Source organism: Polynucleobacter sp. 80A-SIGWE (assembly GCF_018882295.1).
Classification (GTDB): domain Bacteria; phylum Pseudomonadota; class Gammaproteobacteria; order Burkholderiales; family Burkholderiaceae; genus Polynucleobacter.
Genome location: NZ_JACVOR010000002.1, coordinates 57,532 through 84,130 on the forward strand (window position 1 = coordinate 57,532; position 26,599 = coordinate 84,130).

A 26,599-nucleotide genomic window follows, 5' to 3' on the forward strand; every position below is an offset into this window, starting at 1 on the left:
GAGAGAAAACTACAAGAAACTACCGAATCTACTTTACTGAATTTTTCTCAAGTCTGCTTAGTCTGCTGCACCTTCAGTGGGCGAAGCAGCTTTGGGTTTTCTACGGCGACGTCTTTTTGTGGGGGAGGCGCTATTACCAGCCTCATTTTTGACGCTGGCCATTAAGGCTTCCTGGCCTTCCGGATCGGTAGCAATGAAGTCAGTCCACCATTGCCCTAGAGAGGGGTTTTTCTCCCCGGTGGCGCAGCGCAGCAACATAAAGTCATAACCCGCCCTAAAGCGTGGGGATTCAATCAGGCGGTAAGGGTAGCGTCCAACACGCTTTTCAAAACGGGGTTGCATGGACCAGATTTCTCGCATGTCACTTTCGAAGCGACGTTGAATCACCATGCCACTACTTTGACTTGCAATCGTTTCATCCATCGCATCATGCAGTGCTGGAATATTAGAAATCCCTTTGGCAATATTCTTTTTCCAATTACTCAACAGGTCTGGCCAGAGTAAAGTTGCAAACAAGAATCCTGCGGAAACACTTTTGCCAGACTGAATACGTTGGTCAGTATTCGCAAGGGCAATGCGTACAAAATCATTTGCTTCTTTTGAATCTGCACTTTTATCTAGGATGTGATCAAGCAAGGGTAGAGGGCCGTGATGTAGTCCCGCATCCTTCAGGCCTTGAATCGCAGCCCATGAATAACCTGACATGAGTAGCTTCAGGATTTCATCGAAGAGGCGAGCGGATGGAACATCATGAATCAACTTGCCTAATTTGGCGATGGGCGCACGTGTTGCTTCGTCTAAAGTAAAGCCGGTCTTCGCGGCAAAACGAACGGCCCGCAACATGCGAATAGGATCTTCACGATAGCGCTTAGCGGGGTCTCCAATCATGCGCAGGGTTTTCTTCTGCATGTCGGCCATACCGCCGTGATAGTCGAGCACGGTCTCGGTAGCTGGATCGTAGTACATCGCATTAATGCTGAAATCCCTGCGAGCGGCATCTTCATGTTGGCTGCCCCAGACGTTATCCCGTAGGATGCGGCCATTTTCGGCTACGTGCTCGCCAGCGTTCTCTAGTAAGGCTCTGAAGGTCGATACCTCAATGATTTCAGGTTGGCCTTTGCCAAAGAAAGTCACGTGCACAATCTGAAAGCGACGGCCAATCAGGCGCGCTTTACGGAACAACTTTTGTACTTGCTCGGGCGTGGCATTGGTTGCCACATCAAAATCCTTTGGACCAATTCCTAAAGCTAAATCTCGTACTGCGCCGCCGACAATAAAAGCATCATAGCCAGCCTGCTGTAATGTTTGGGTCACCTTCACCGCATTTTTTGATAGCAAATGTGGATCAATGCGGTGAGATTTTTTAGGAATTCGTTTCGGTGCGCCTGAGGTATGGGCCGCAGTATGTCGGACCATTGGGTCGCGACGCAAAATACGCTTAATAAATTTGGTAATCATGCAAACAATTCAAGTATGGGCCAGTGACGCTTTGAGGCTTCATCACGTAGGCGAGCATCTGGATTAGTAGCAACCGGGTTGCTGACTTTTTCCAGGAGAGGTAAATCATTCATAGAATCTGAATAAAAATAGCTTTGTGGCAATTGGCCTAATGCGAGATTTTGTGTAGCAAGCCAATCATGTACTCGTTGAATCTTGCCTTCTCGAAAACTCGGGATGCCTTTAACTTCGCCAGTGAAAGCGGCGAGAGGATTATCTCCCACGGTGGCAGGTTCAGTAGCCACGAGATGACCAATGCCAAAACTTTCTACGATGGGGCGAGTAACAAAGCTGTTAGTTGCAGTCACAACGCAGCAAAGATCACCGGCATCTTGGTGGCGCTTTACTAAATCAAGCGCTTGTTGACGTATCTGGCCAGTAATTACTTCCTGCATAAATGCGTCATGCCATTCTTTGAGCTGTGTTCGAGAATGTTCCGAGAGCGGCTTCAAAGCAAAGCGTAAGAACTCCTGAATATTGAGCTTGCCATCTTTGTAATCTTGATAGAAGCGCTCATTTTGCTGCGCATAGTATTTGCTATCCACTACGCCAATACGTGCCAGAAACTGACCCCATTCGTAATCGCTATCGCAGGGGAGAAGAGTGTGATCTAAGTCGAACAGTGCTAATCGGGTCATTAATTTATTTGGGCTGTAAAAGCTCTCTAACAAGAGGCAAGGTAACAGCACGTTTTGTTTCTAGTGAATAAGCATCCAAAGCATCAATCAAGGCCATGAGGTTTGGCATATCGCGATAAAAGCGATTTAACAACCAAGGCAATACATCTGGGGATAAAACCAAGCCGCGCGCTTGCGCCGCTTGCTGTAAGGCCTCTATTTTCTCATCATCGCCCAAAAGATGAGTTTGAAAGATCAAACCCCAGCCTAGACGGGTGCGAAGGTCTTCTCTAAGGCTTAAAGCGCCAGGGGCGGCATTGCCTGCCATGAAGATGTGAATGGCTTTGCTGCCCTGAATAGCATTCAGAATGCGAAATAAAGAGGCTACCAAGCGTTCATCAAGTCGATCTACGTCATCCACAGTGATTACAGAGGGTTTATCGCTTGCACAGAGGGTGGGCAAGCTTTCCTCTAGTCGTACCCAAGAAATCGGCTCATTGGGGGTGAGGGGGAAGTACTCTAAACCCAATTCTTGGGCGGCATCGCCAATAGCGCTAAGCAAATGGGTGCGACCAGAGCCTTCTGGTCCCCACCAATATATCCAGCGTTGGTTCAGGGGATTTTCACTAGCCTCTCTTGGGGCGTTTATTTCCCAAGATTTGACTAAAGCCAATAAGGCTGAGTGCAGCGCTAGATTTTCTCCAGCCAGAAAATTGCTTAAGCTGGGTTTAGGTGTGTGACCAATATCAAGCGCAAACTGTTTTGGTAGTGACGAGTTATTCATTACTGCGGAAACTTATTTTTGATACCAAGAGCTTTGGGTATAGCGTGACCAACCATACTGCAGCAGCACCAAGCTGACTGCGCTTGTTGGTAACGCCAGCAGTACACCAAAGAAGCCAAATAACTTCCCAAATAACAGCAAAGCAAAAAGTACCGCGACTGGATGCAAGCCAATTCGCTCGCCTACTAGGCGTGGCGTGAGGAAGAAGCCTTCAATAAATTGCCCCAGTCCATATAGCACTAGGACGCCAATGATTGCGCCCCCAGGTCCAAATTGTAAAAGGGCTGCAAGGATGGCTAAGGTAAAGCCCAGGGTAATACCGATGTAGGGAATCACAATCATGAGTGCCGTAAAGACGCCTAATGCAACAGCGCCTTTAATTCCAATGATGCTTAATCCAGCGCTGTAAAAAACAGACATGATAGAAATGACGATAAGCATGCCCCTAAGGTATTGGGATAGCAAACCATCAGCATGCATTGCGAGGTGGTGAATAGTTTCTTGTGCGCGTAATGGAACAATCGATTTGACGAGTTTGAAAAAATGCTCCCAGTCGATCAAGAGATAAAACATTACAAATAGTGTTAGCACTGCATTAACGAATCCGGTAATTACCGAGCTACCTGACATCAATACTGTGTCTAAGGTAGAGGACATCAGTGCATCTGAGTTGTCATTGAGGTGTGTAGTGATTTTTTGAGTGGCGCTTGACTTGAGGGTGCCCCAATCCACATCAATATGAAAATCATTCAATTTGGGCTCAAGCCAAGCTTGGGTGTTTTGGATCCAATCCGGAAATTGAGCCTTGATGAGGGGAATTTCAGTTTTGAGGAGGGTAATAAACAGGCTCAAAATCAAAAAACACACGCCCAGGCCAAAAATCATGGCAATCCCAGCAGCCGCTGCGCGGGGTAGGCGATACCTCTCAAGCCACAGGCAAACTGGGCGTAGGGCGTAAGCCAGAATAAATGCAGTCAGAAAAGGGGTAAAAATTTCAGCCATCGCGCTCGAATCCTCTAGAATTCAATGATTCTACCGACCAAGTAGTGTTTTTTACTAATCTTCTATCTCTGCCATGAACTCATCTACTAATTCTTCCTCAAAAGGCCTTTCCTACCGTGACGCTGGTGTCGATATCGACGCCGGGGATGATTTGGTGGATCGCATCAAGCCTTTGGCCAAGAAAACCATGCGCGAAGGCGTATTAGCTGGGATTGGCGGCTTTGGTGCCCTGTTTGAGGTACCAAAACGCTATAAAGAGCCGGTATTGGTATCTGGTACTGACGGCGTTGGTACAAAACTGAGATTAGCTTTTGAGTGGAATCGTCATGACACGATTGGCCAGGATTTGGTGGCGATGAGTGTGAACGACATTTTGGTTCAGGGTGCTGAACCCCTCTTTTTCTTGGATTACTTTGCCTGCGGCAAGCTCACTGTAGATACTGCTGCCACTGTAGTTGGCGGAATTGCTAAGGGTTGTGAGTTATCTGGTTGCGCATTGATCGGTGGCGAGACAGCTGAGATGCCTGGTATGTACCCTCCAGGTGAATATGACTTGGCCGGCTTTGCTGTTGGCGCAGTTGAAAAATCCAAAATTATTACTGGCGCAACAATTACCCCTGGCGATGTTGTTTTAGCAATTGCTTCGAGTGGCGCACATTCCAATGGCTATTCATTGGTTCGCAAAATTATTGAGCGTGCGGGTGCCAAGCCAACTGATGATTTAGGTGGTCGCTCCTTGGGTGATGTTGTGATGGCCCCTACGCAAATTTATGTGAAGCAGTTGCTGAAGTTGATCGGAGAGGTCAATGTGAAAGGCATGGCGCACATTACTGGTGGCGGCTTAGTGGACAACGTGCCACGCGTACTCCCAGAAAATACGCAAGCTGTATTACATCGCGATAGTTGGCAGATGCCTGAACTCTTCCGTTGGTTGCAGATGAAGGGTGGCGTAGCGGATGCAGAAATGGTGCGTGTATTTAACTGTGGTATTGGCATGGTGGTAATCGTTACTGCCGATCAAGCGGATGCTGCAATCCAGTCACTCAAAGCTGAAGGTCTGCATGCTTGGACTGTTGGTGAAGTTGTAGAGCGTCCAGCTGGCGCACCACAAACTATCGTTATTTAATACTCAGTCAAAGCCTATTTATTTAGGCTTTGCTTGCAGTACTCTATGGCCGCCTTCAACTCATCTGGGTTGAAAGGGTCAAATGTTTTTCTTCCGGCAATCGCGCGCAACCAAGTTAACTGTCGTTTGCCAAGCTGTCTAGTCGCAGCCAGGGCTTTGTAGCGCATTTCAGCTTGATCTACTTCACCGGATAAATATTCCCAGACTTGTCGATAGCCAACAGAGCGAATGGCGGGTAGATCACCATGCAGGTCTGGATTCTTTCTGAGTAATTCAACTTCCTCTAGCAGTCCACCGACTAGCATTTCATCAAATCTTTTTTCTAAGTTCTGATGCAGGCGCAAGCGATCACTTGGCTCTAGTGAGATGAGGTCAATCCATTCCGGGATAGATGAACCTTCTCGGCCATCTTCGCTTGGCGAATCTGCCAATAGCTCCGACATGGGTTTGCCAGTAATTTCATAAACTTCTAAAGCACGTTGCACGCGTTGAGAGTCATTGGGCTGTAAACGTGTGGCGGTAACGGGGTCTACTTTAGCTAGTTCAGAATGCATCGCAGGCCAGCCAATTTCTTTGCCTTGCTCATCGAGGCGGGCGCGGATCTCTGGATCTGCAGGTGGGAGGGAAGATAGGCCATATGCCCATGCACGCCAGTACAGCATCGTGCCACCCACCACCACAGGAATGTTTCCACGTTCTCGAATTTCTGCGCACAGTCGCTTGGCATCGTTTGCGAAGCGTGCCGCTGAATAGGATTCGGTAGGATCCAAAATATCAATCAAGTGGTGCTTAACTGCTGCTTGCTCTGCTTTTGTTGGCTTGGCGCTACCAATATCCAATCCGCGATATACCAAGGCGGAGTCCATGCTGATTAATTCAACAGTTTGACCATGAGATTTAGCATGCTCTGCTAATGCCATTGCGAGATGGGTTTTGCCTGCGCCTGTGGGGCCAACAATACACAGTATGGGTGGCTGATCAGAAGGATGCGTAGGCTGAATGTGAAGTTCAGTTTGCATACCGCATTATAGGAATGAAATGCGGCAATCGGTATTGCTAGCCTGTTAATATCCTTGCAACTAATACATGGAGCACGATTTGATCGATACCTTATTGCAGTTAGGTGATTTGCTGTTGCACATTGATCGTCATTTAGACGTAGTGATTCAGCAATATGGTTATTGGGCTTATGGCCTACTTTTCGCTATTGTGTTTGCCGAGACCGGTTTGGTAGTCGCTCCATTTTTACCTGGCGATTCATTATTGTTTATTGCCGGAGCCTATTGCGCTACTGAGCATTTCAATCTGTGGACTCTTTGCATTGGATTGTTAATCGCGGCTATTGCCGGCAATACTGTGAACTACTTCATTGGTCGCTGGATTGGCGAAAGAATTTTTAGTAGCCAGTCTCGCTGGATTGATCAAGCGGCTTTACGTAAGACACATTCTTTCTATGAGAAGCATGGTGGCAAGACGATTATCGTAGCCCGCTTTTTGCCGATCATTCGTACCTTCGCACCATTTGTTGCTGGTGTTTCGGCGATGAACTTCTCTCGCTTCCAGTTATTCAATGTGACTGGTGCGCTCTTGTGGGTCTTTGGTTTGGTTGTTGCTGGTTACTTCTTTGGCAACATTCCCATCATTCGCCAAAACCTGAATGTGATCGTGTTGATTGGTATTGGTGCGGCAGCTATCCCAATTGTGCTGGCCGCGTTATACAAAATATTTCAGCGCAAAAAGAAATAAAGATTAAAAATAAGATCGCTGAATTGGGCTGCTTAGTGCAGCTTAGTCTGACTCTCTAGCGTAGCGATATGCTCACGAATGTCTGCTGCATCTTCTGCGCCAGGCATTTCGCTTAAGTAGCGATGCAGATCCGCTATCGCAGGACGAACATACTCTAGTTGCGCAAAGATCAAGCCACGATCACGAACCTCTTCAGTTGAATCTGGCAACAAGATCACTAGACGCTCTTGAATGCCCAGCAGCCGCTCCCAGCGCTCATCTTCCGAATAAATCATTTTGAGATTTCTCATGAAGCGCGAGAGGATTTCGCGAGAGCTAGAGGCCCTCAAGAAAATATTCAATGGCAGACTGAGATCGCCGCGATAGCCTTTGGCATCGAGGTATGGATCGAGCATCTCTTGCAATTGATTTTTTGAGAGGGAGTCGCCATTCAAGGGATCCATGATGATTTCGCCTTGTTGCAAGGAGATGCGCATCATGAAGTGATTCGGGAAAGATACGCCACGAATATTCAAACCAATTTGCTGACCGAGCTCCATCATCAAGATGGCTAGAGAAATCGGAATGCCACGGCGATTCTCAATGATCTGATGCAGATAAGAATTCTCGGGTGCGTAGAAGTCATTCGGATTGGGGCCAAAGCCCAACTCGTTATAAAAGAAATGCTTGAGTAACTGCAGGCGCTGAATCGGTGGTGTATCCGGAGTAATGCGTTGCTTCAGTTTGTTGCCCCACTGATCGATCTGATCAAGTACTCCTTGGACATCGAGGTCAGGGTAGGCATGTTGTGCAACTGCTACCGTCGCCTCGGTTAAAGGGAGGTGCTCGTCTTCAGCAACGAGGGATGTGAAATAGTCGAGTTGTTGTGTTGGCATACAAGCTATTTTGCATGACGCAGGAATTTTTGCCAGCGAATACCGACAAGACCTAAAGCTGCAAAATAAACCACTGCAGCAGTGGCTAGCCAGGCAGCTACTAACCCTACTCGAGTCCAGGGGGTAGATTGAAGCGCTATCCAATCATGTGCGGTGGCTGCGTAATACAGTAGGAATGCAAAAGGAATTAAAGCCAGCAATAACTGCCCTAGATACTTAAGCCAGGCAGCACTAGGCAGGGCGCCGCGTCGATGTAAACCTACCCATAGGAGCATTGCGTTCAGGCAGGCGCCAGTGCCTACGGAGAGTGCAAGACCGGCATGCCCCAACCAAGGAACAAAAACTAAATTGGCTAATTGGGTTGCTACCAGGACTAGTAAGCCAATCTTTACTGGTGTGCGGATATCTTGGCGCGAGTAAAAGCCGGGAGCTAAGATCTTCACCAAAATGAGCCCAATTAGTCCAACGCCATAAGCTGCTAAAGCACGCTGTGTCATCAAGACATCTAGGGCGTTGAATTTGCCGTAGTGATACAGCACTGCTGCCAGTGGCTCGCCAAAAATAAAGAGAGCAATTGCGCAAGGGGCAGCCAGCAAAAAGGTGAGTTGCAATCCCCAGATGAGAAGTTCACCAGCATGCACTAAATCATTTTTTGCATTTGCCTTACTCAGGCTTGGCAGTAAAACCGTTCCCAGAGCCACACCTAAGAGGGCCGTCGGAAACTCCATCAGGCGATCCGCATAAGAGAGCCAGGACACGCTACCCGCTTGTAAGCGAGAAGCAATATTGGTATTGATGATGAGGGAAATCTGAGCAACAGAGACTGCAAACACCGCAGGCCCCATTAATTTCATGACGCGTCTTGCGTCCGGATTTTTAATGGCTGCTTTGATAGCGCCTGGCAAGAGACCCACTTTTGGCAATAAGCCTAGGCGGGATAGCGCTGGCACCTGAATAGCGAGCTGCAAGAAGCCGCCCAAGAGCACGCCAATGCTCAGAGCGTAAATCGGCTGTTCAAGATGGGGCGCTAAAAAGATGGCGCTCCCGATGAGGGCTAAATTGAGTAAAACCGGGGTAAATGCCGGAATGGCAAAGCGGCCAAAGGTATTGAGGATCCCGGCTGACAGGGAAACCATGGAAATAAGGCCAATATAGGGGAACATGATCCGGGTCATAACTACGCTTGCCTCATAGGCGGGGCCACCTTCGAAGCCTGTAGCAATCGCCAGAATCAGCAGGGGGGCACCAATAACTCCCAGGAGTACCGTGAGCAGCAAAGCCCAGAATAAGAGCGTAGCAACGGCATTTACGAGGATTTGGGACTGTTTTACGTCCCCTTGGCTCGAAATTTCTCCCAAAATAGGGACAAATGCCTGGGAAAAGGCCCCCTCGGCAAAGAGTCGACGTAGCAGATTGGGCAGTCTAAAGGCCACATTAAAGGCATCAGTCCACTCTGAGGCCCCAAAACTACGGGCAATCAGGGTCTCCCGGAGTAGTCCGGTGATCCTGGAGAGCATCGTGAGGGAGCTGACCTTGGCAGCAGCAGAAAGCAGATTCATGGGCTAATTTTCCCCTATTTATCAAGCGACTGGGCTTTTTTAGTCCTTTAATGTAAAATCTTGGGTTTTGGTGAGTCAGCTTACAAATTTGGCGAACCCACGCAGATTTTCAGTTAATCGTATTTTGTAATTTTTATATAGCAAGGTTTAAAGATGGCCAATACCGCACAAGCGCGTAAACGCGCACGGCAGGCAGTAAAACAGAATGAACACAACTCCAGTTTGCGTTCAAAGCTTCGCACTTCTATCAAGGCGGTTCGTAAAGCAATTGAAACTGGCGACAAGGCTGCTGCAGCTAAAGTGTTCGCAGCAACTCAATCAACAATCGACAAGATTGCTGATAAAAAGATTGCTCACAAAAATACTGCATCACGTCAGAAGTCACGTTTGTCTGCAGCTATCAAGGCAATGGCAGCGTAAGACTTTTATAGTTTTAGGCAGACTCTAGAGAAATCGGAGTCTAAGCCCGCTCCTTATCAGAGCGGGTTTTTGTTTTTAGGACTGGGATTGTGAATTCGGTTCGAATTCACAGGCTTCTTCGATTGGTAGGCTGTTGTCTTTGGCAAAGTTCATGACAAAGTCGAGCGCTCTCGGATCAAGGTCTCTTAGTCTGGTATCAATAACAACGCATTTCACTTTTGCAATAACCACTGGCCTGACATAGGGTGAGTAAGTGAAGCGGGGATCGCCAGCATCGCCTGGTGGGCGAAAAGTGGCCATCACCCCGCAAAGACGTTCGGCCCAGTCACTGGGACGAAAAGGTTTGCCAGAAGTTGTAATGCCTTGAATGAAAAGCTTTTTGTGGTTCAAGTTGGCGTAGAAATCGTTGTAAGGAATCAGTGTTGCTCAGCCCTCTAGCTTAACAGTCTGCGAAGGCCTTAAGATGACTTTAGGAACTATTTTCGTGCAGTTCGATGCTCCAAACAAAAAATGCAAGCTAAAACTCTAGTAGAAAGCTCAACAATGACATCTTTGGCAAAGCCTCAAGTGCCTGGCCAGGTTAAGCATTACTTGCAGTTTGCTGACCTGACGCGCGAAGAGTATGACTATCTCCTTAAGCGCTCTGCTTGGCTCAAGACCAAGTTCAAAAGTTATGAAACTTGGCATCCTTTGCATGATCGCACTCTAGCGATGATCTTTGAGAAGCATTCGACTCGTACTCGCCTTTCGTTTGAAGCGGGCATACACCAGCTTGGCGGGCACGCCGTGTACCTGAACACCCGTGACACCCAGTTGGGTCGTGGCGAGCCCGTAGAGGACGCTGCGCAGGTAATTTCTAGGATGACTGACATCATCATGATCCGCACCTTTGGCCAAGAGATTATTGAGCGTTTTGCTGCTAACTCTCGTGTGCCCGTGATCAATGGCTTAACCAATGAATACCATCCTTGCCAAGTATTGGCCGATATCTTTACCTTTGTAGAGGCACGCGGTCCGATCCAAGGTAAAACAGTTGCTTGGGTAGGTGATGCCAATAATATGGCGTACACCTGGATTCAGGCGGCGGAGTGTCTGGACTTTCAAATTCGTTTCTCTGCTCCCGGCGGTTATCAGTTGGATGACTCCAGATTGACTGCTAAAGCGTTAAAGCATCTCACCGTTTGTAACGATCCAAAAGACGCCTGCAAAGGGGCTGACTTGGTTACGACTGATGTGTGGACCAGCATGGGCTATGAGGATGAAAATACTTCGCGTATGGCTGCTTTTAAGGACTGGATGGTGGATGAAGAGTTAATGTCTTTGGCCAAACCAGATGCCTTGTTCATGCACTGCTTGCCAGCACATCGAGGTGAAGAAGTTTCTGCGGAAGTAATTGACGGTCCTCAAAGCATTGTGTGGGAAGAGGCTGAAAATCGTTTGCATGTTCAAAAGGCCTTGATGGAGTATTTACTCTGTGGCCGCTTGGATTAATTATTTAAGTAATTTGTTTTTAGTTCATTTTTAATTGAAAAGAAATCATGTCTGATATTAAAAAAGTAGTTCTAGCGTATTCCGGTGGTCTTGACACTAGCGTGATCTTGAAATGGCTTCAAGATACTTACCAATGTGAGATCGTTACCTTTACAGCTGATTTGGGTCAGGGCGAAGAGCTCGAGCCAGCACGCGCTAAAGCGCTGCAGTTTGGTATCAAACCAGAAAATATTTTTATCGATGACTTGCGTGAAGAGTTTGTGCGTGACTTTGTATTCCCGATGTTCCGCGCTAATACGATTTACGAAGGTGAGTATCTTTTAGGTACTTCTATCGCACGTCCGTTGATCGCTAAACGTCAAATCGAGATTGCTCGTCAGACTGGTGCGGACTCTGTATCGCACGGCGCTACCGGTAAGGGTAACGACCAAGTGCGTTTTGAGTTGGGCTACTACGCACTTGAGCCAGGAATCAAAGTCATTGCTCCATGGCGGGAATGGGATTTGCTCTCACGTGAAAAATTGATGGCCTATGCAGAAAAGCATGGCATTCCAGTCGAGATGAAGCATAAGCAAGGCGGCTCACCATATTCCATGGATGCCAACTTGTTACATATCAGTTATGAAGGTCGTCATCTTGAGAACCCGAATGCTGAAGCTGAAGAATCTATGTGGCGTTGGACGGTCTCTCCCGAGAAGGCTCCAGATACCCCAGAAATTATTGAAATTGAATTCCGCGCTGGTGATCCAGTAGCGATTAATGGCAAAGCTTATAAGCCTCATGATTTATTGGCTGAACTCAATCGTATCGGTGGTATGCATGGTATTGGCCGTCTCGATTTGGTTGAGAACCGCTTTGTAGGCATGAAGAGCCGTGGCTGCTATGAAACCCCTGGCGGCACAATCTTGTTGAAGGCGCACCGCGGTATCGAAAGTATTACCTTGGATCGTGAAGTGGCTCACCTCAAAGATGACTTGATGCCACGTTATGCCAGCTTGATCTACAACGGTTTATGGTGGGCGCCAGAGCGTCTGGCTTTGCAAACCTTGATTGATCACACTCAACAGATGGTCAATGGTGTTGTGCGCCTGAAGCTCTACAAAGGATCTGTCTCCGTGATTTCACGTGATTCAGCAAATACCTTGTTTGATCAGACTATCGCCACATTTGATGATGACGGCGGTGCGTACAACCAAGCTGATGCTGGTGGATTCATTAAGCTCAATGCTTTGCGTATGCGGATTGCTGAAACTGCAAGACGTAAGCGTGCTAAATAATTTAGATAAATAACTAAGCAGTAATTCAGATTAGAAAGAATAAAGATGCAATTTGATCAAGTTTCTGTAGGCAAAAAAGCCAATGTATTTTTCGATGGTAAGTGTGTATCTCATACTGTGACTTTGCCAAACGGTGTTCGCAAGTCAGTTGGGGTAGTGTTGCCAAGCACTTTGCGTTTTGACCTCAGCACTAAAGAAATCATGGAAGTGGTTGATGGAAATGCCTTCGTTAGCATCAACGGTGCTCCAGAAGTCGAGTTCAAGGCTGGTCAAAGCTGGGAAGTGGAGAAGGGTGGTTATTTCATCATCCGTGCCGAGTCCCCAGTTCACTATGTTTGTCACTTCGAATAAAGCCCTGATAGCTAAAACCGGATAAACCACCTACGGGTGGTTTTTTCATTTGGATCGGTGTAAAAACAAGGGTATGAAACTAGCCCAAGTAATCTTGTTAGCGGGGATTGCATTCTCTAATTTGGTGAGTGCGCAGGTTTTTGATATTCCTTATAAGGATGATCCCCCTACAAGAACGTTATTGGTGCCAGCGCCAAAGGCAAAGGCGGTAGTGATATTGTTTCCTGGCGGCGGTGGCATGCTGCGTCTGCAGGATGATGGATCGAGCACTAACTTCCACACTTTTGTGCGCTCGAAGAATTTATGGGCTCAATACGGAATAGATGCCGTCTTGGTTGATACACCCTATGACTTGGGCGGGGGAATGAGAAACTCCCGTTCCATTAGGGACCACCAGCAAAGAATTTTGAATGTTGTGCGCTATTACAAAGAAAAGCTCAAGTTACCTATCTGGATTTTTGGTCACAGCATGGGAACCGTGAGTGTTACTGAGTTTGTGAATGGTGGAAAAGATCGGGCGGAACTTATTTCTGGGGTGATTGTTGCTGGTACTTTTCGCTCAGCTTCTATTGACTCGGATATAACTATGCCGGTACAGGCTATTCATCATGTAGACGACGGCTGTGCAAATACGCCTTTTTCTGTCTCAGAAGGAATTATTAAAAATAGACCCAGCAAATATCCATCACAGTTTGTTCCGATGGAAGGCGGCGTGAGTGAGGGCGATGTTTGTGGCTCAAAGGCCTATCATGGCTTTAATGAAAAAGAGCCTGAATTTATTAGGGCTGCAGCGCAATTTATCTTAAAGAACTAGAAGTTCTATCTCTTAGGCAGGCCCTGAATTACAGTGCCAGGGACGATGACTCTCTCGGAGAACCACTGTTTATTCATCTCTAGTGCGTAGCGGACTGGTGCTTTAGGGCAGTGGTTGTTGGTAGTCTCAGCTTGCATCTCTTCGATGTTCACAATCTTGCCATCATCCGCAATGAAAGCAATCGATAAAGGAATTTTGGTATTGCTCATCCAAAAGCAATGACCCGCCTTTTGCTCAAAGATAAAAAGCATGCCGGAGTTAGTTGGCATACTGGTTCGATTCATGAGCCCAACTTCACGGGCCTTGGGTGTGTCCGCTAGCTCTGCCTGAATTCGATAGATTCCAGCTTTAAGTTCAATCGTAGGTAGACCAACATTTTGCTGTGCAAATGTAGTGCTTGAAAAGCTGCCGACAATCGCTGCCAATGAAAATGCGAATTGTTTGATGTTGGTTAAGCGCATGATGTTTTAAGTGATTGGTGTAAGTGGGAGTAATTCTAAGGCAGCGCTGGTGAGGCAAGAAAATACAGGCGAAAAAAAACCCAGGAACAAGTCCTGGGTTTTAGTAATGATCTAAAGCAGATTAAGCTGCTTGGATATTAGTAGCTTGTTTGCCTTTAGGACCTTGGGTAATGTCAAACGTTACCTTTTGGTTTTCCTTGAGGGTTTTGAACCCAGGCATTGTGATTGCGCTGAAATGCGCAAACAACTCTTCTTCACCATCATCAGGTTTGATAAAGCCAAAACCTTTTGCATCATTGAACCACTTAACAATTCCGGTCGCCATGCGAACTCCATTACATAAACTTAAAACAACCGTGATGAGGGTGAATACTTTTTAATCAGTCTCGCTCTACAACACGCCTAAATAGGACTTCAAATAAAGCCTACCCCCTGATTGTTTGCCCTTTATGGTGGGGTGTCAAGGGGTTGGGCAAAGATAGTTACTGTTAAAGCCCCCTTTTTTTATCGAAAAATGCCCCAATATGGGGTTAAGAGCCCTTTCTTGATGGTTTTTTGCAACAAAGCCCTCAAATCCAAATTTTTATATCTGTGTTTAGAATGTTTCTCATGAGTCGTACAACGAAAAATTCCACGGTTGGCAATCCAAACAACCCCCACATCGAAGACACCATACTTCTCGAAAAGCAGGCCGAGAAACTAAAAGCGCCTTCGATGTATAAAGTTTTACTATTGAATGACGATTACACGCCAATGGAATTTGTGGTGATGGTTATTCAGGAGTATTTTAATAAAGATCATGAGACGGCTACACGGATCATGTTGCAGGTTCATTTAGTTGGCAAAGGCATTTGCGGTGTATTTACACGAGATGTTGCGGCAACAAAAGTGCATCAAGTTATCGAGCTCTCCCGCGAAGCGGGTCACCCACTACAGTGCACTATGGAGGAAGCATGATTGCCCAGGAACTAGAAGTCAGTTTGCACATGGCGTTTGTTGACGCACGAGCTTCAAGACATGAATTCATTACGGTGGAGCATTTACTTGCCGCCTTGTTAGATAACGCAACCGCAGTCGAGGTTTTAAAAGCCTGCGCCGTCAATATTGCTGAGCTGCGCGCGCAACTCAAGAACTTTATTAATGACAACACACCCGTTGTCCCTGGTAACGATGAAGTTGATACGCAACCAACTTTAGGTTTTCAGCGCGTAATTCAACGCGCCATCATGCATGTGCAATCCACTTCAAATGGTAAGAAAGAAGTTACAGGTGCTAATGTGCTCGTAGCTATCTTTGGTGAAAAGGATTCGCATGCGGTGTACTTCTTGCAGCAGCAAGGCGTGACACGCTTGGATGTAGTGAACTTTATTAGTCACGGTGTGCGCAAAGATCAAACCGAGAGCGTGAAACCTGCTGAAGCTACCCAAGAGACTGAAGAGGCTGGATCTTCCGGCAAAGAGAGTCCTTTGGAGCAGTACACCCAGAACCTCAATGTTCTGGCTAAGCAGGGCAAGATTGATCCGCTTATCGGCCGCGATAGTGAGGTTGAACGTGTGATTCAGGTGCTGTGCCGTCGACGCAAAAATAATCCGCTGTTGGTTGGTGAGGCCGGCGTGGGTAAGACCGCAATTGCTGAAGGTCTAGCCTGGAGAATTGTGAAAGGTGATGTCCCTGAAATTTTGGCTGATGCCACAGTCTATTCATTAGATATGGGCGCGCTATTGGCGGGCACCAAGTACCGGGGAGATTTTGAACAACGCTTAAAGAGTGTTCTTAAGTCTTTAAAAGACAGTGCACATGGCGTTTTATTTATTGATGAGATCCATACTTTGATCGGTGCTGGTGCTGCATCGGGCGGCACCTTAGATGCGAGCAACTTGCTAAAGCCTGCACTATCGAATGGTCAGCTCAAATGTATCGGCGCAACTACCTTTACTGAATACCGCGGCATTTTTGAAAAAGATGCAGCCCTGTCACGTCGATTCCAGAAGGTGGATGTGGTTGAGCCAACCGTAGATCAGACAGTACAAATCTTACGTGGTTTGAAGTCACGTTTCGAAGAGCATCACGGCGTTAAATACGCTTCCGCCGCTTTGGTTGCTGCGGCTGAACTTTCTTCACGCTATATCAATGATCGCCATTTGCCTGATAAGGCGATTGATGTGATTGATGAAGCTGGTGCTGCACAGCGCATTCTGCCGAAGTCTAAGCAGAAGAAAACCATTGGCCGCCCAGAGATTGAAGAGATCGTTGCGAAGATTGCTCGTATACCGCCACAGTCTGTAACTGTGGATGATCGCAGCAAACTACAAACATTAGATCGCGATATTAAGAGTGTGGTGTTTGGTCAAGATCCTGCAATTGAGGCTTTGGCGAGCGCTATTAAGATGACTCGTGCCGGTCTTGGCAAGATCGATAGACCAATTGGATCATTCTTGTTCTCTGGCCCAACTGGTGTGGGTAAGACTGAGGTTGCCAAGCAGCTTGCTTACATCTTGGGTATTGAGCTTCTTCGCTTTGATATGTCTGAGTATATGGAGCGTCATGCAGTTAGTCGCTTGATCGGTGCGCCTCCAGGATATGTAGGTTTTGATCAGGGCGGCTTATTGACTGAAGCTGTTAACAAGAAACCGCATTGCGTTCTCTTGCTTGATGAGATCGAAAAAGCCCACCCAGATATTTTCAATATCCTCTTGCAGGTAATGGATCACGGCACTCTTACGGATAACAATGGTCGCAAGACTGACTTCCGTAATGTCATCATCATCATGACTACGAATGCTGGCGCTGAGGCGATGCAGAAGTCCACAATCGGCTTTACCAATGCGCGTGAGTCTGGCGATGAGATGGCCGATATTAAGAAGTTCTTTACGCCAGAGTTCCGCAACCGTTTAGATGCGATTGTTTCCTTCAAAGCGCTTGATGAGACCATCATCATGCGTGTAGTGGATAAGTTCTTAATGCAGCTAGAAGAGCAACTCCATGAGAAGAAAGTGGATGCCACATTTAGCCCAGCATTACGTGCGCATTTAGCTAAACATGGCTTTGATCCACTCATGGGTGCAAGACCAATGCAACGCATTATTCAAGATACGGTGCGTAAAGCCTTGGCTGACGAGCTACTCTTCGGAAAATTGGCTCAGGGTGGTCATGTGGACGTTGACATTGATGCTGATGGCAAAGTTCAACTCCAGTTTGATGCCCCAGTGATTCCGGGTAAGAGGCCAAAAGCTGATGTAGCTCCAGTTGAAGAGATCTAGGTATTGCGTATTCAATACCAAGGTATTGAAAGACTGTAAAGACCACCTTCGGGTGGTTTTTTACATTTCACAATGGCCCTAGATAATTAATGTTACCTGCAAAATCTGTGACTTAGGTCTCATTCAGGTGCCCAGAAGGTCTTTAGGAATGAGTTGTATCTATTGTTGTACTTAGAGAGTATCTTGAGGGAAGTCCAAGGCTGATAACTGTTACAGCACTGGGTTTTTCAACCTCACGTAACAGTCGTCCTCTCTAGCGAATTAGAGTAGGTCTCATCCCTCTCAGAAAATTCTTATATGTTTAAAAAACTTGCATTGGCAAGTTTGATTACGTTCGCATTTACCAAGCCATATGCTCAAATTACAGTCGACACTACCGGCGGCACTACCGGTGGCGCTGTCACTAGTAGCCCTCTGAGTAATTCTGTTTCAAGCGTAGGCAGTCTATCTACGGGAGCCTCTACCTCGGCTGGTGGTGCTGGCGGTACCGGTGGGTCTGTTGGCAATACCACTTCTGGTGCCTCAAGTTCACAAGGCAATACGTCGGGGAATACAACCATCACGTCAACCTATGTTGCTCCTAAGATTCCTGTTGCTACAGCATTTTCTCCGGCGAACCATCCTACTGCTCCATGTATGGGATCCACATCCATTGGGGGATCTGCAGTACTCTTTGGTTTTAGTGCCGGCTCATCCTGGGAGGCAACTGAATGTATGACATTTGAGGCGGCAAGATCATTTGATCAGGCGGGTATGCATGAAGATGCTTTAGCGATTAAATGTACTAGTAAGTATTCTGCGGCAGCACCTAGTTGTATTAGGTTGCGTCAACAGCATGAGAGTGAATTACAAAAAGCTCACTCTGCTCAATATGACAAACCTCAGCAGGTTGTGTCAGCCGGCCAATTGGGTGTCTACACAGAGACTGTCGATCCAGTCACCGGATATAAAACGATCATTGATACTCGAGGAACGCTTCCGCGCCCTATTGTCACGCGATGATTAGGCTCTACCAGTGCTACCAAACCCACCAGCTCCGCGACTACTCTCGGTGAATTCTTCAACTACCTTAAGTTCTACTTGTTGGACTGGCATTACTACTAGCTGAGCTAGGCGTTCCATTGGCTCGAGCTTGAATGCTGTGGATCCGCGATTCCAGGTACTAACCATCAGCTGACCTTGGTAGTCGGAGTCAATTAATCCCACTAGATTTCCGAGAACGATTCCATGTTTATGGCCTAAGCCAGAGCGCGGGAGGATGAATGCTGCATAGCGTGGGTCTTCTACATAAATCGCTAATCCTGTTGGTACGAGGACTGTTTGTCCTGGAGCAATTTCAATAGCCTCATCAATGCAGGCGCGCAGATCTAATCCGGCACTACCTGGGGTCCCATAGGCAGGTAGTTGATCGCGCATACGTTCATCGAGAATTTTGACTTGAAGTTGTTGCATGAAATTTCCTAAAACGGGATAAAAATAATTGGAATAAGTTTTGGGTAAAGCTAGATTTTTTTGGCAACTAACTGAATGAGTTGGCGTGCAAGTTGGAGCTTTTCGGCTTTGGCAATTTTCTTGCTACCACCCTCATCAATGATGAGGAGCTGATTAAGATCGCTACCAAAAGTATCAGGACCAATATTGCCAACTACCATCGGAATGCCTTTGCGCTTACGCTTCTCTTCAGCATGTTTTTGGAGGTCGGTGGATTCAGCTGCAAAGCCAACGCAATAGGGATGCGCCTTGCCGCTTTTAGTTTTGACCGCCTTCGCCATATCGGCAAGGATGTCTGGGTTGGCTACAAAATCTAAGTTGGGAGCTTGCTTACCTTGGCGTTTGATCTTTTCTTTCGCTGGCTTGGCAATGCCCCAGTCAGCCACTGCAGCCACTGCAAAGAAAATATCGCAGTCAGAAGATTGCATGGTAGCTGCATGCATTTCTTTAGCGCTGACTACGTCAGTGCGGGTAATTTTTCCGGTTGCAACTAGTGGGGTATCTAAATCACAAGGTCCAGCAACAAGGTGAACCTCTGCACCAGCTTCAACGGCTGCACGTGCGATCGCAAAGCCCATCTTGCCTGAGCTGCGGTTAGTGATGCCGCGTACAGGATCAATCGCTTCAAAGGTAGGGCCGGCAGTAATGAGTACACGCTTGCCTGCTAATGGTTTTTTCTGGAAGAAGGCAATGAGTTGTTCGGTAATTTCGGCAGGCTCGAGCATGCGTCCGTAGCCTACTTCGCCACATGCCTGAAAGCCACTTGCTGGACCGAGTAACGTAACTTTGTCTGCCAGGAGGCGCTCGGCGCTTCTTTGTGTTGCTGCATGTTCCCACATCTGCTTATTCATAGCGGGAGCTAGTAACAGGGGGCAATCTCTTGCTAGGCAAAGAGTGGACAGTAAGTCATCTGCCAAGCCGAGAGAGAGCTTGGCCATGAGATCAGCGCTTGCCGGTGCAATCAAAATCGCGTCTGCCGCTCTAGAGAGTTCAATGTGCGCCATATTGTTAGCAATACTGCTATCCCACTGGCTGGTGTAAACCGGGTTACCTGTTAGCGCCTGCATAGTAACTGGCGTTACAAATTGCTGAGCGGCTTCTGTCATCACTACTTGAACGCTGGCACCTTCTTGCATCAACTGACGCGCTAGCTCGGCAGACTTATAGGCTGCAATGCCGCCGGAGATACCAAGAACGATTTTCTTATTTAAAAGTGATTGCATGGCGCCAGCTTAAAGGGATTGGGAAGTTTTGCCAAATGACTTGCGTAGCTCACCCCAAATGATGAGGGCCGCACCGATGCAAATAGCGCTATCAGCAATATTGAAGGCTGGCCAGTGCCAATTGGCGTAATGCAGGTCAATAAAGTCCACTACAGCGCCGTACATAATGCGATCGAGGACATTGCCTAGTGCGCCACCCAGAATGAGGCTGAGGGCCCAGCAGAGCATTTTGTCGCCTAGGCTCTTGCGCAGCAGCCAAAGGATATAAGTGGAGGCCGCCAAACCAAGAACTGTAAAGAACCAACGCTGCCAGCCAGACCCCTGCGCTAAAAATGAAAATGCAGCTCCTGGATTAAATAATAGGAGCCAGTTCATAAATGGCAAAACAGGTTCAGGCACACCTAACTGCAAATTACTTAAGGCAGACCATTTGCTCAACTGGTCTAGCAATAGCGTAACAATTGCAATCGCTAGATAACGAAGAAATGATAGGTTTGCGTTCATAGGTCTTGATTGGTCTACGTATATTTTATTTACGCAAACAAGCGTGATTCGCCATCACCAAAGAGATTGCTAATGCAGCGACCGCATAACTCTGGATGTTCGGCATTTTCTCCAACATCGGCAGTGTGATGCCAGCAACGACCGCATTTCTTATATTGGCTACCGCGTACAAGCACTTCAAGGCCTGCATTGCTGAGTTCGAGATTAGCGCTGGAGGTGATGGTCACAAAGCGCAAGTCATCTTCCAGGGAATGCAGAATTGCGAAATCGACATCACCTACTTTAATGGTGAGCTCCGCCTGAAGTGATGAGCCTACGTTACCTGCTTCACGTTCAATCTCAATTGCTTTAGTTACTTCGGAACGAATTTCTCGTACACGATTCCATTTAGCTAGAAGTTCAGTGGCTTGGGCAATTTCTGGGAAAGTGCCGAATTCTTCCATGAAGATAGATTCACTTAACTTCTCATCCGCACCATGTGGGAATGACAACCAGGCTTCCTCAGCTGTAAAGGATAGGAACGGCGCTAACCATTTGAGTAGGTTGCGCGTGATATGGAAGAGGGCGTTCTGTGCTGCACGACGCTCTTTCGAATCTGGCGCACTCGTATAGAGGCGATCTTTCAGAATATCTAGGTAGAAGCCGCCCAAATCTTCTGAACAGAAAGTCAACATGCGTGCTACAGCTGGCTGGAACTCATAAGCCTTATAGTGCGCCTGTACATCCTGCTGCAATTGATTCGCGAGTGCAACAGCATAACGATCAATCTCCAGCCATTCACTTGCAGGCATCCCGTGCTTGCTTGGATCAAAGTCAGATAGATTGGCCAATAAGAAACGCAATGTATTACGAATACGGCGATAGCTTTCAACCACCCGTTTCAGAATCTCATCGGAGATAGTCATTTCACCGGAGTAGTCGGTAGAGGCTACCCAGAGACGAATAATCTCTGCGCCCAACTTATCGGCAACTTGTTGTGGGGCAATCACGTTACCCACAGACTTACTCATCTTGCGACCTTGACCATCAACAGTAAAGCCGTGTGTCAGGAGGGCCTTGTAAGGTGGCTTGCCATCGAGCATAGCGCCCGTAAGCAGGGAGGAGTGGAACCACCCGCGATGTTGGTCTGAACCTTCGAGGTACAAGTCAGCTAAACGACCATCTGCATTTTCAGACTCTGGGCGATAGAGTTCATCACGGTGTGAGCCACGAATAACGTGCCAATGCGTAGTGCCGGAATCAAACCACACATCCAAGGTATCGCGATTCTTTTCGTATTGAGCAGCTTCTTCGCCAAGTAGTTCAGCCACTTCGAGCTTTTGCCAAGCTTCAATACCTTCTTTTTCAACACGCTTTGCAATTTCTTCAAGCAATTCAACTGTGCGTGGATGTGGCTCACCACTTTCTTTGTGAACAAAGAAGGCCATTGGGACACCCCATTGGCGCTGGCGTGACAAGGTCCAGTCTGGACGGTTAGAAATCATGCTGTTTAAGCGCTGCTTACCCCAAGCTGGGAAGAACTCCGTGTTCTCGATACCTGCTAATGCAGTCTCACGCAAACTCGCGCTGCCATCAGATGGCTTCTTGTCCATGCTTGCAAACCACTGTGAGGTCGCGCGATAAATGATCGGCGACTTGTGGCGCCAGCAGTGCATGTAAGAGTGGGTGTAAGTTTTGTCTCGTAAGAGGCTGCCTGCTTCACGCATAGCTTCAACAATCTTCGGATTTGCTTTCCAAATATATTCATTGGCAAAGAGTGGCAACCAAGAAGCGTAGACACCATTACCCATGACTGGGTTCAAGATATCTTTATCGGCCAGTTTATTGGCCTTGCAAGACTTAAAGTCTTCCTCGCCATAGGCTGGAGCAGAGTGCACAACACCAGTACCAGTATCGAGCGTGACGTACTCGGCGGGATAGATTGGTGAGAGGCGTTTGTATCCCTCATGCAATGGAGCGAGCGGATGCCAAAAAGAGATATTGGCTAACTGGCTGCCCAAGCAAGTGCCAATCACTTTGCCTTCAAGACCAAAATCTTCCAAGCAAGTTTCTACGCGGTCTTCTGCCAATATGAGTAACTTGTCGCCAGTGTCCACCAAGGCATAGCTGAGCTCGGGATGAACATTGAGTGCTTGGTTTGATGGAATGGTCCAAGGTGTTGTTGTCCAAATCACAATCATTCCAGGCTTAGCTGGAATCTCAGTGAGGCCAAAAGTTTTTGCGAGCTGTGGGCGCTGCGCATCATCAAATGCAAAACCAACATCGACTGTTGGGTCGGTTTTATCTTGATATTCCACTTCAGCTTCAGCTAATGCGGAGCCGCAATCAAAACACCAGTTGACAGGCTTTAGACCACGGAAAACATATCCCTTTTCCCAGATCTTCCCAAGCGCACGAATTTCATCGGCTTCATTGCGGAAGTTCATGGTGAGGTAGGGGTTATTCCAGTCGCCCAGAACACCTAAACGCTCAAAGTCTTTCTTCTGTTTATCTACTTGCACCTTAGCGTAAGCGCGTGCTTTTGATTGAACTTCAGCGGTCGGTAAATTTTTGCCAAATTCTTTTTCAATCTGAATCTCAATCGGCATGCCATGGCAATCCCAGCCCGGGACATATGCGGAGTCAAAACCCATTAACCAGCGGGACTTCACAATCATGTCCTTGAGGATCTTATTTACCGCATGACCAATATGAATATCGCCGTTTGCATATGGGGGGCCATCATGCAAGATGAACTTTGGTTGATTAGCATGCGCCGCACGAATCTTTTCGTAGAGTTTATTTTTCTGCCATTGAGCGACCCATTGAGGCTCACGCTTTGGTAGGTCTCCCCGCATCGGGAACGACGTCTCTAGAAGATTGACGGGGTAAGAGTTTTCTTTTTCAGACATAAGTTTTTTTCTGGAAATAATTTCTGGCATGCGCTGCATCAGATGCAATCGCTTTGGTAAGGGTTTCGAGGTCAGAGTACTTCGCCTCGTCACGAATTTTTTCTAAAAGTTCTACGGTAATAATTTTTCCGTAAACATCTGCGTTGTAATCAAAGATGTGTGTCTCGAGGAGAACGCGACCTTCGTCTTCGACTGTTGGTCTTACGCCAAGACTGGCTACGGCGGGAAGTGGTTTATCGCCAAGCCCCAAGACCTGTGCAGTGAAGATGCCCGAGCATGCTGGCTTGCGGTGGTGGAGATGATTAGCAACAGCGAGATTTAGTGTGGGGAAGCCTAAGGTGCGCCCCAGCTTTTGTCCATGAATGACGTGACCAGAGATGCCGTAAGGACGACCTAATAATTTGGTGGCTTGATCCATGTCCCCATTAGCTAAGGCATTGCGTAATGCTGAGCTGGAAATTCGTTCGCCATCTTCGAGTACGGTGTGAATACTGGAAACTTCAAAACCAAATTGCTCGCCAGCAGCTTTGAGGCTTGCAAAATTGCCGACGCGTTTTGCACCATAGCAAAAATCATCCCCAATCAAAATCCATTTAGCGTTGAGTTGTTTAACAATGATTTCGGAAACAAATTCTTCTGGTGTGAGACGAGCGAATGCTGAATTGAAATGCTCTACCACTACTCGATCTATCCCAATGTCCGCAAACGCAGCAAGCTTGTCACGCAAATTCAGAATCCGTGGGGGCGCTTGGTCTGGAGAAAAGAATTCTTTAGGGTGTGGCTCGAAAGTCATTACGCAGCTCACTAAGCCGCGTTCTTGAGCGCCATCCTTCAGTTGCTTGAGCAGGGCGCGATGACCCCTGTGCACGCCATCGAAATTACCGATGGTTAAGGCACAAGCTGGTCCTGCAGAAAACTGGGTAGGGCCACGGAATACGTTCACTAAATCGCTTTCAGGGTCGCTTTCGGGGTAACCATCAATTATATTGTGGGCATGCCATCTATCGTCACCTTAATCTCAGGCCGCGGATCCAATTTCGAGGCCATCGTCAAAACAGCTCAAAAAGAGCAGTGGCCCGTCACTTTTGCAGGGGTGATTGCTAATCACTCTGCAGCTAGGGGCCTTGATTTTGCTCGCTCCCAGGGTATCCCTGCCTTTGCTATTGAGCACAAAGAGCATGCCACGCGTGAGTCCTTTGATGCTGCCCTCATCGAGAAAATCGATGAATTGGGTGCGGATTTGGTCGTATTAGCGGGTTTTATGCGCATTCTGACCCCAAGCTTTATTCGTCATTTTGAGGGTCGACTCATCAATATTCACCCCGCCTTGCTACCAGCCTTCCCGGGTTTGCACACCCATGAGCGGGCTTTAGAGGCTGGCGTAGCTGAACATGGAGCCAGCGTGCACTTTGTAACCGAGGGTGTGGATGAAGGCCCGATCATCTGCCAAGCCTCAGTTCCAGTGCTTCCGGGTGATGACGCGGATAGTTTGGCGGCACGAGTTTTGGCTGCTGAGCATCAGATTTACCCGCGGGCCGTAAAATGGTTCCTAGATGGACGATTGCGAATAGTAGGTAATCAAGTTCAGGTTCAACCACCGGAGTCGCAATTAATAAAATTATGAGTAAAGAACGTTCATCCCGCGGAGCTAGCGCTGGTAGTAAATCCGGGTCCAGATCTGGATCACGCTTAGGCCCACAAAAGAGTTACGCAGCCAAATCTAAAGATCCATTGCGTCGCCCAGAGCGTCGAAATGCAAGTGGCAACATCATTGCGCCCGAAGGCCAAAAAAACTTTTCTAATGCCAAGGCGTTGCCTCAGCATGCAATTCATTTGGAGCGTTTGCTTCCAGAGTTGTTGAATTTTGAACAACCGGCAGATCGTGTTGTGAGTCGGTATTTCCGTTCTGAGCCGCAGCTAGGTAATCGTGATCGCGCCTTAATTGCTGAAAGTGCTTTTGCTATCTTGCGTCGTAAAAATGAGTTCTCACAGTTCGCTTCAAGTGGTGAGGGTTCACAGGCTAGACGCTTAGCCCTATTGGGTTTGCTGTCTGCTTTGTCTGAAGGTGGTTTGGGTTCTGCCAACCGTGCTGAGAGCGCGATTGCTGACTTGGCCCACGTATTAAAGACAGGTGAGTACGAGTGGTTGCAACGTTTTGCAACTGTCGATCCATCAGCACTTAATCCCTTGGTTCGGAATAATTTGCCTGAATGGTTATGGGATGCTTTTGGAAAATATCCCGGTGAAGAGTCACGTGAAGAATTGGCTAAATCACTCATGCATCCAGCCCTTTTAGATTTGCGCGCAAACACCATGAAGACAACTCGCGAGCAATTGCTTGCGGAGATGAATGCTCTTGGTGGTCGCTATCAAGCAATCCCAACTCCGTATGCTCCTGATGGTGTTCGCATCATGGGTAAGCCTGCTTTGCAAAATACGGTTGGCTTTAAAGCAGGGATGTTTGAGGTTCAGGATGAAGGCAGTCAGCTGTTGGCTTATTTGCTCGCCCCTAAACGTGGTGAGATGGTGGTGGACTTTTGTGCTGGTGCTGGTGGCAAGACTTTGGCGATTGGGGCAATCATGCGCTCCACAGGCCGTTTGTATGCCCTAGATACATCTGAGCGTCGTTTAGCCAATTTGAAGCCACGACAAGCTCGTAGCGGCCTTTCTAACGTACACCCTGTATGGATTGATAGTGAGAACGACTCCAAGATCAAACGCTTAGCCGGCAAGATTGACCGTGTTTTAGTGGACGCCCCTTGTAGCGGTATGGGCACTTTGCGCCGTAACCCCGATCTCAAATGGCGTCAGACCCCAGAAGGCGTTCTGGAGCTCAATCAAAAGCAGATGAATATCTTGGCCTCCGCAAGCCGCTTGCTCAAGCCAGGTGGTCGCTTGGTTTATGCCACCTGCAGCCTATTGCCACAAGAAAACCAGCAAATTGCAGAAGATTTTTTAGCAAAGCACCCTAATTTCGAGGCTGTTCCTGCGGCTGAAGTTCTTAAGCCATTGTTTCCAAAGGATAAAATACCTTTGGGATGCAGTCCTGATAACCCTTGGTGGCAGTTATGGCCCCATATTCACGGTACAGATGGCTTCTTTGGCGCCGTTTTTCAGAAAAAAGCGGCTGTTTCTGCAGTAACTGTCGATAAAGATGACGAAAAGTCGGTAAAAGTCAAAAGCAAGAAAGCCGTTAAAGAACTAAAATAA

General features: G+C 47.5%; 27 protein-coding genes. 12 read left to right on the forward strand and 15 right to left on the reverse strand.

Annotated features, from left to right (window positions below):
- Positions 1–57: 57 nt before the first annotated feature.
- The 4 genes from pcnB to ICN25_RS05080 are packed head-to-tail and all read right to left on the reverse strand — an operon-like array spanning position 58 to position 3,900.
- Positions 58–1,458 (reverse strand): polynucleotide adenylyltransferase PcnB, encoded by a 1,401-nt coding sequence (gene pcnB / locus ICN25_RS05065; protein ID WP_216179670.1) that lies wholly within the window; start codon positions 1,456–1,458, stop codon positions 58–60.
- Positions 1,455–2,135 carry an HAD family phosphatase gene (locus tag ICN25_RS05070; RefSeq protein ID WP_216179673.1) on the reverse strand — a complete coding sequence of 227 codons (681 nt, stop codon included), beginning with the start codon at positions 2,133–2,135 and terminating at the stop codon, positions 1,455–1,457. Before ICN25_RS05070 ends, pcnB begins: the two co-directional genes overlap by 4 nt.
- Positions 2,136–2,139: 4 nt before the next feature.
- Positions 2,140–2,898 carry a DnaA regulatory inactivator Hda gene (hda, locus tag ICN25_RS05075; protein ID WP_216179676.1) on the reverse strand — a complete coding sequence of 253 codons (759 nt, stop codon included), beginning with the start codon at positions 2,896–2,898 and terminating at the stop codon, positions 2,140–2,142.
- A gap of 12 nt (positions 2,899–2,910) precedes the next feature.
- Positions 2,911–3,900, reverse strand: a complete 990-nt coding sequence (locus tag ICN25_RS05080; protein WP_216179678.1) for an AI-2E family transporter — start codon at positions 3,898–3,900, stop codon at positions 2,911–2,913.
- Between the two features lie 73 nt (positions 3,901–3,973).
- On the opposite strand from ICN25_RS05080, the gene purM reads away from it, so the two are divergent.
- Positions 3,974–5,026, forward strand: coding sequence for a phosphoribosylformylglycinamidine cyclo-ligase (gene purM, locus ICN25_RS05085; protein WP_216179680.1), 1,053 nt, complete (start codon positions 3,974–3,976; stop codon positions 5,024–5,026).
- Between the two features lie 14 nt (positions 5,027–5,040).
- Here purM and miaA read toward each other — a convergent pair whose 3' ends face one another.
- Complete coding sequence (gene miaA / locus ICN25_RS05090; RefSeq protein WP_216179682.1) at positions 5,041–6,045, reverse strand: tRNA (adenosine(37)-N6)-dimethylallyltransferase MiaA; 1,005 nt, start codon at positions 6,043–6,045, stop codon at positions 5,041–5,043.
- A gap of 67 nt (positions 6,046–6,112) precedes the next feature.
- Between miaA and ICN25_RS05095 the strand changes: the two genes are divergently transcribed.
- A complete protein-coding gene (locus ICN25_RS05095) occupies positions 6,113–6,772 on the forward strand; it encodes a DedA family protein (protein ID WP_216134791.1) in 660 nt (219 codons plus the stop codon).
- 32 nt (positions 6,773–6,804) lie between these two features.
- Here the strand turns inward: ICN25_RS05095 and ICN25_RS05100 are convergent, their stop codons facing one another.
- On the reverse strand, positions 6,805–7,647 hold the full coding sequence (locus tag ICN25_RS05100; RefSeq protein WP_216179684.1) for a SirB1 family protein: 843 nt from the start codon (positions 7,645–7,647) through the stop codon (positions 6,805–6,807).
- 5 nt (positions 7,648–7,652) lie between these two features.
- Entirely contained in the window at positions 7,653–9,206 is a 1,554-nt protein-coding gene (gene murJ, locus ICN25_RS05105; protein ID WP_216179686.1) for a murein biosynthesis integral membrane protein MurJ, read from the reverse strand.
- 153 nt (positions 9,207–9,359) lie between these two features.
- Between murJ and rpsT the strand changes: the two genes are divergently transcribed.
- Positions 9,360–9,626 (forward strand): 30S ribosomal protein S20, encoded by a 267-nt coding sequence (gene rpsT / locus ICN25_RS05110; protein WP_015421893.1) that lies wholly within the window; start codon positions 9,360–9,362, stop codon positions 9,624–9,626.
- 75 nt (positions 9,627–9,701) lie between these two features.
- Here rpsT and ICN25_RS05115 read toward each other — a convergent pair whose 3' ends face one another.
- Entirely contained in the window at positions 9,702–10,016 is a 315-nt protein-coding gene (locus tag ICN25_RS05115) for a DUF3579 domain-containing protein (RefSeq protein ID WP_114691861.1), read from the reverse strand.
- A 153-nt stretch (positions 10,017–10,169) separates the two neighbouring features.
- On the opposite strand from ICN25_RS05115, the gene argF reads away from it, so the two are divergent.
- From argF to ICN25_RS05135, 4 genes are all read left to right on the forward strand, one after another.
- Positions 10,170–11,117, forward strand: a complete 948-nt coding sequence (gene argF / locus ICN25_RS05120; RefSeq protein ID WP_216182086.1) for an ornithine carbamoyltransferase — start codon at positions 10,170–10,172, stop codon at positions 11,115–11,117.
- Between the two features lie 47 nt (positions 11,118–11,164).
- On the forward strand, positions 11,165–12,394 hold the full coding sequence (locus ICN25_RS05125) for an argininosuccinate synthase (protein WP_216179688.1): 1,230 nt from the start codon (positions 11,165–11,167) through the stop codon (positions 12,392–12,394).
- Positions 12,395–12,439: 45 nt separating this feature from the next.
- Positions 12,440–12,745 (forward strand): pyrimidine/purine nucleoside phosphorylase, encoded by a 306-nt coding sequence (locus tag ICN25_RS05130; protein WP_015421889.1) that lies wholly within the window; start codon positions 12,440–12,442, stop codon positions 12,743–12,745.
- 73 nt (positions 12,746–12,818) lie between these two features.
- Entirely contained in the window at positions 12,819–13,559 is a 741-nt protein-coding gene (locus ICN25_RS05135) for a hypothetical protein (protein ID WP_216179690.1), read from the forward strand.
- 5 nt (positions 13,560–13,564) lie between these two features.
- Here the strand turns inward: ICN25_RS05135 and ICN25_RS05140 are convergent, their stop codons facing one another.
- Both ICN25_RS05140 and ICN25_RS05145 read right to left on the reverse strand, forming a co-directional pair.
- Positions 13,565–14,020: a DUF192 domain-containing protein gene (locus tag ICN25_RS05140; RefSeq protein WP_216179691.1), complete on the reverse strand. Its 456-nt coding sequence runs from the start codon at positions 14,018–14,020 to the stop codon at positions 13,565–13,567.
- Between the two features lie 121 nt (positions 14,021–14,141).
- Positions 14,142–14,345: a cold-shock protein gene (locus ICN25_RS05145; protein ID WP_011903586.1), complete on the reverse strand. Its 204-nt coding sequence runs from the start codon at positions 14,343–14,345 to the stop codon at positions 14,142–14,144.
- Between the two features lie 275 nt (positions 14,346–14,620).
- Here ICN25_RS05145 and clpS point away from each other — a divergent pair, with 275 nt between their 5' ends.
- The 3 genes from clpS to ICN25_RS05160 all read left to right on the forward strand — a co-directional run bounded on the left by clpS (position 14,621) and on the right by ICN25_RS05160 (position 18,282).
- A complete protein-coding gene (gene clpS, locus ICN25_RS05150; protein WP_216179694.1) occupies positions 14,621–14,977 on the forward strand; it encodes an ATP-dependent Clp protease adapter ClpS in 357 nt (118 codons plus the stop codon).
- Positions 14,974–17,280 (forward strand): ATP-dependent Clp protease ATP-binding subunit ClpA, encoded by a 2,307-nt coding sequence (gene clpA / locus ICN25_RS05155; RefSeq protein ID WP_216179696.1) that lies wholly within the window; start codon positions 14,974–14,976, stop codon positions 17,278–17,280. The genes clpS and clpA overlap by 4 nt, the downstream gene beginning before the upstream one ends.
- A 297-nt stretch (positions 17,281–17,577) precedes the next feature.
- Complete coding sequence (locus tag ICN25_RS05160) at positions 17,578–18,282, forward strand: hypothetical protein (RefSeq protein ID WP_216179699.1); 705 nt, start codon at positions 17,578–17,580, stop codon at positions 18,280–18,282.
- Here ICN25_RS05160 and dut read toward each other — a convergent pair whose 3' ends face one another.
- The 5 genes from dut to ICN25_RS05185 are packed head-to-tail and all read right to left on the reverse strand — an operon-like array spanning position 18,283 to position 24,332.
- Positions 18,283–18,732: a dUTP diphosphatase gene (gene dut, locus ICN25_RS05165; protein ID WP_015421884.1), complete on the reverse strand. Its 450-nt coding sequence runs from the start codon at positions 18,730–18,732 to the stop codon at positions 18,283–18,285.
- Between the two features lie 50 nt (positions 18,733–18,782).
- Positions 18,783–19,994, reverse strand: a complete 1,212-nt coding sequence (gene coaBC, locus ICN25_RS05170; protein ID WP_216179702.1) for a bifunctional phosphopantothenoylcysteine decarboxylase/phosphopantothenate--cysteine ligase CoaBC — start codon at positions 19,992–19,994, stop codon at positions 18,783–18,785.
- Positions 19,995–20,003: 9 nt separating this feature from the next.
- Positions 20,004–20,498, reverse strand: a complete 495-nt coding sequence (gene lspA / locus ICN25_RS05175) for a signal peptidase II (protein WP_216179705.1) — start codon at positions 20,496–20,498, stop codon at positions 20,004–20,006.
- 29 nt (positions 20,499–20,527) lie between these two features.
- A complete protein-coding gene (gene ileS, locus ICN25_RS05180) occupies positions 20,528–23,407 on the reverse strand; it encodes an isoleucine--tRNA ligase (RefSeq protein ID WP_370624726.1) in 2,880 nt (959 codons plus the stop codon).
- Positions 23,382–24,332 carry a bifunctional riboflavin kinase/FAD synthetase gene (locus ICN25_RS05185; protein WP_216179711.1) on the reverse strand — a complete coding sequence of 317 codons (951 nt, stop codon included), beginning with the start codon at positions 24,330–24,332 and terminating at the stop codon, positions 23,382–23,384. The genes ileS and ICN25_RS05185 overlap by 26 nt, the downstream gene beginning before the upstream one ends.
- A gap of 51 nt (positions 24,333–24,383) precedes the next feature.
- Between ICN25_RS05185 and purN the strand changes: the two genes are divergently transcribed.
- Both purN and ICN25_RS05195 read left to right on the forward strand, forming a co-directional pair.
- A complete protein-coding gene (purN, locus tag ICN25_RS05190) occupies positions 24,384–25,013 on the forward strand; it encodes a phosphoribosylglycinamide formyltransferase (protein ID WP_216179713.1) in 630 nt (209 codons plus the stop codon).
- On the forward strand, positions 25,010–26,599 hold the full coding sequence (locus ICN25_RS05195) for an RsmB/NOP family class I SAM-dependent RNA methyltransferase (protein ID WP_216179715.1): 1,590 nt from the start codon (positions 25,010–25,012) through the stop codon (positions 26,597–26,599). The genes purN and ICN25_RS05195 overlap by 4 nt, the downstream gene beginning before the upstream one ends.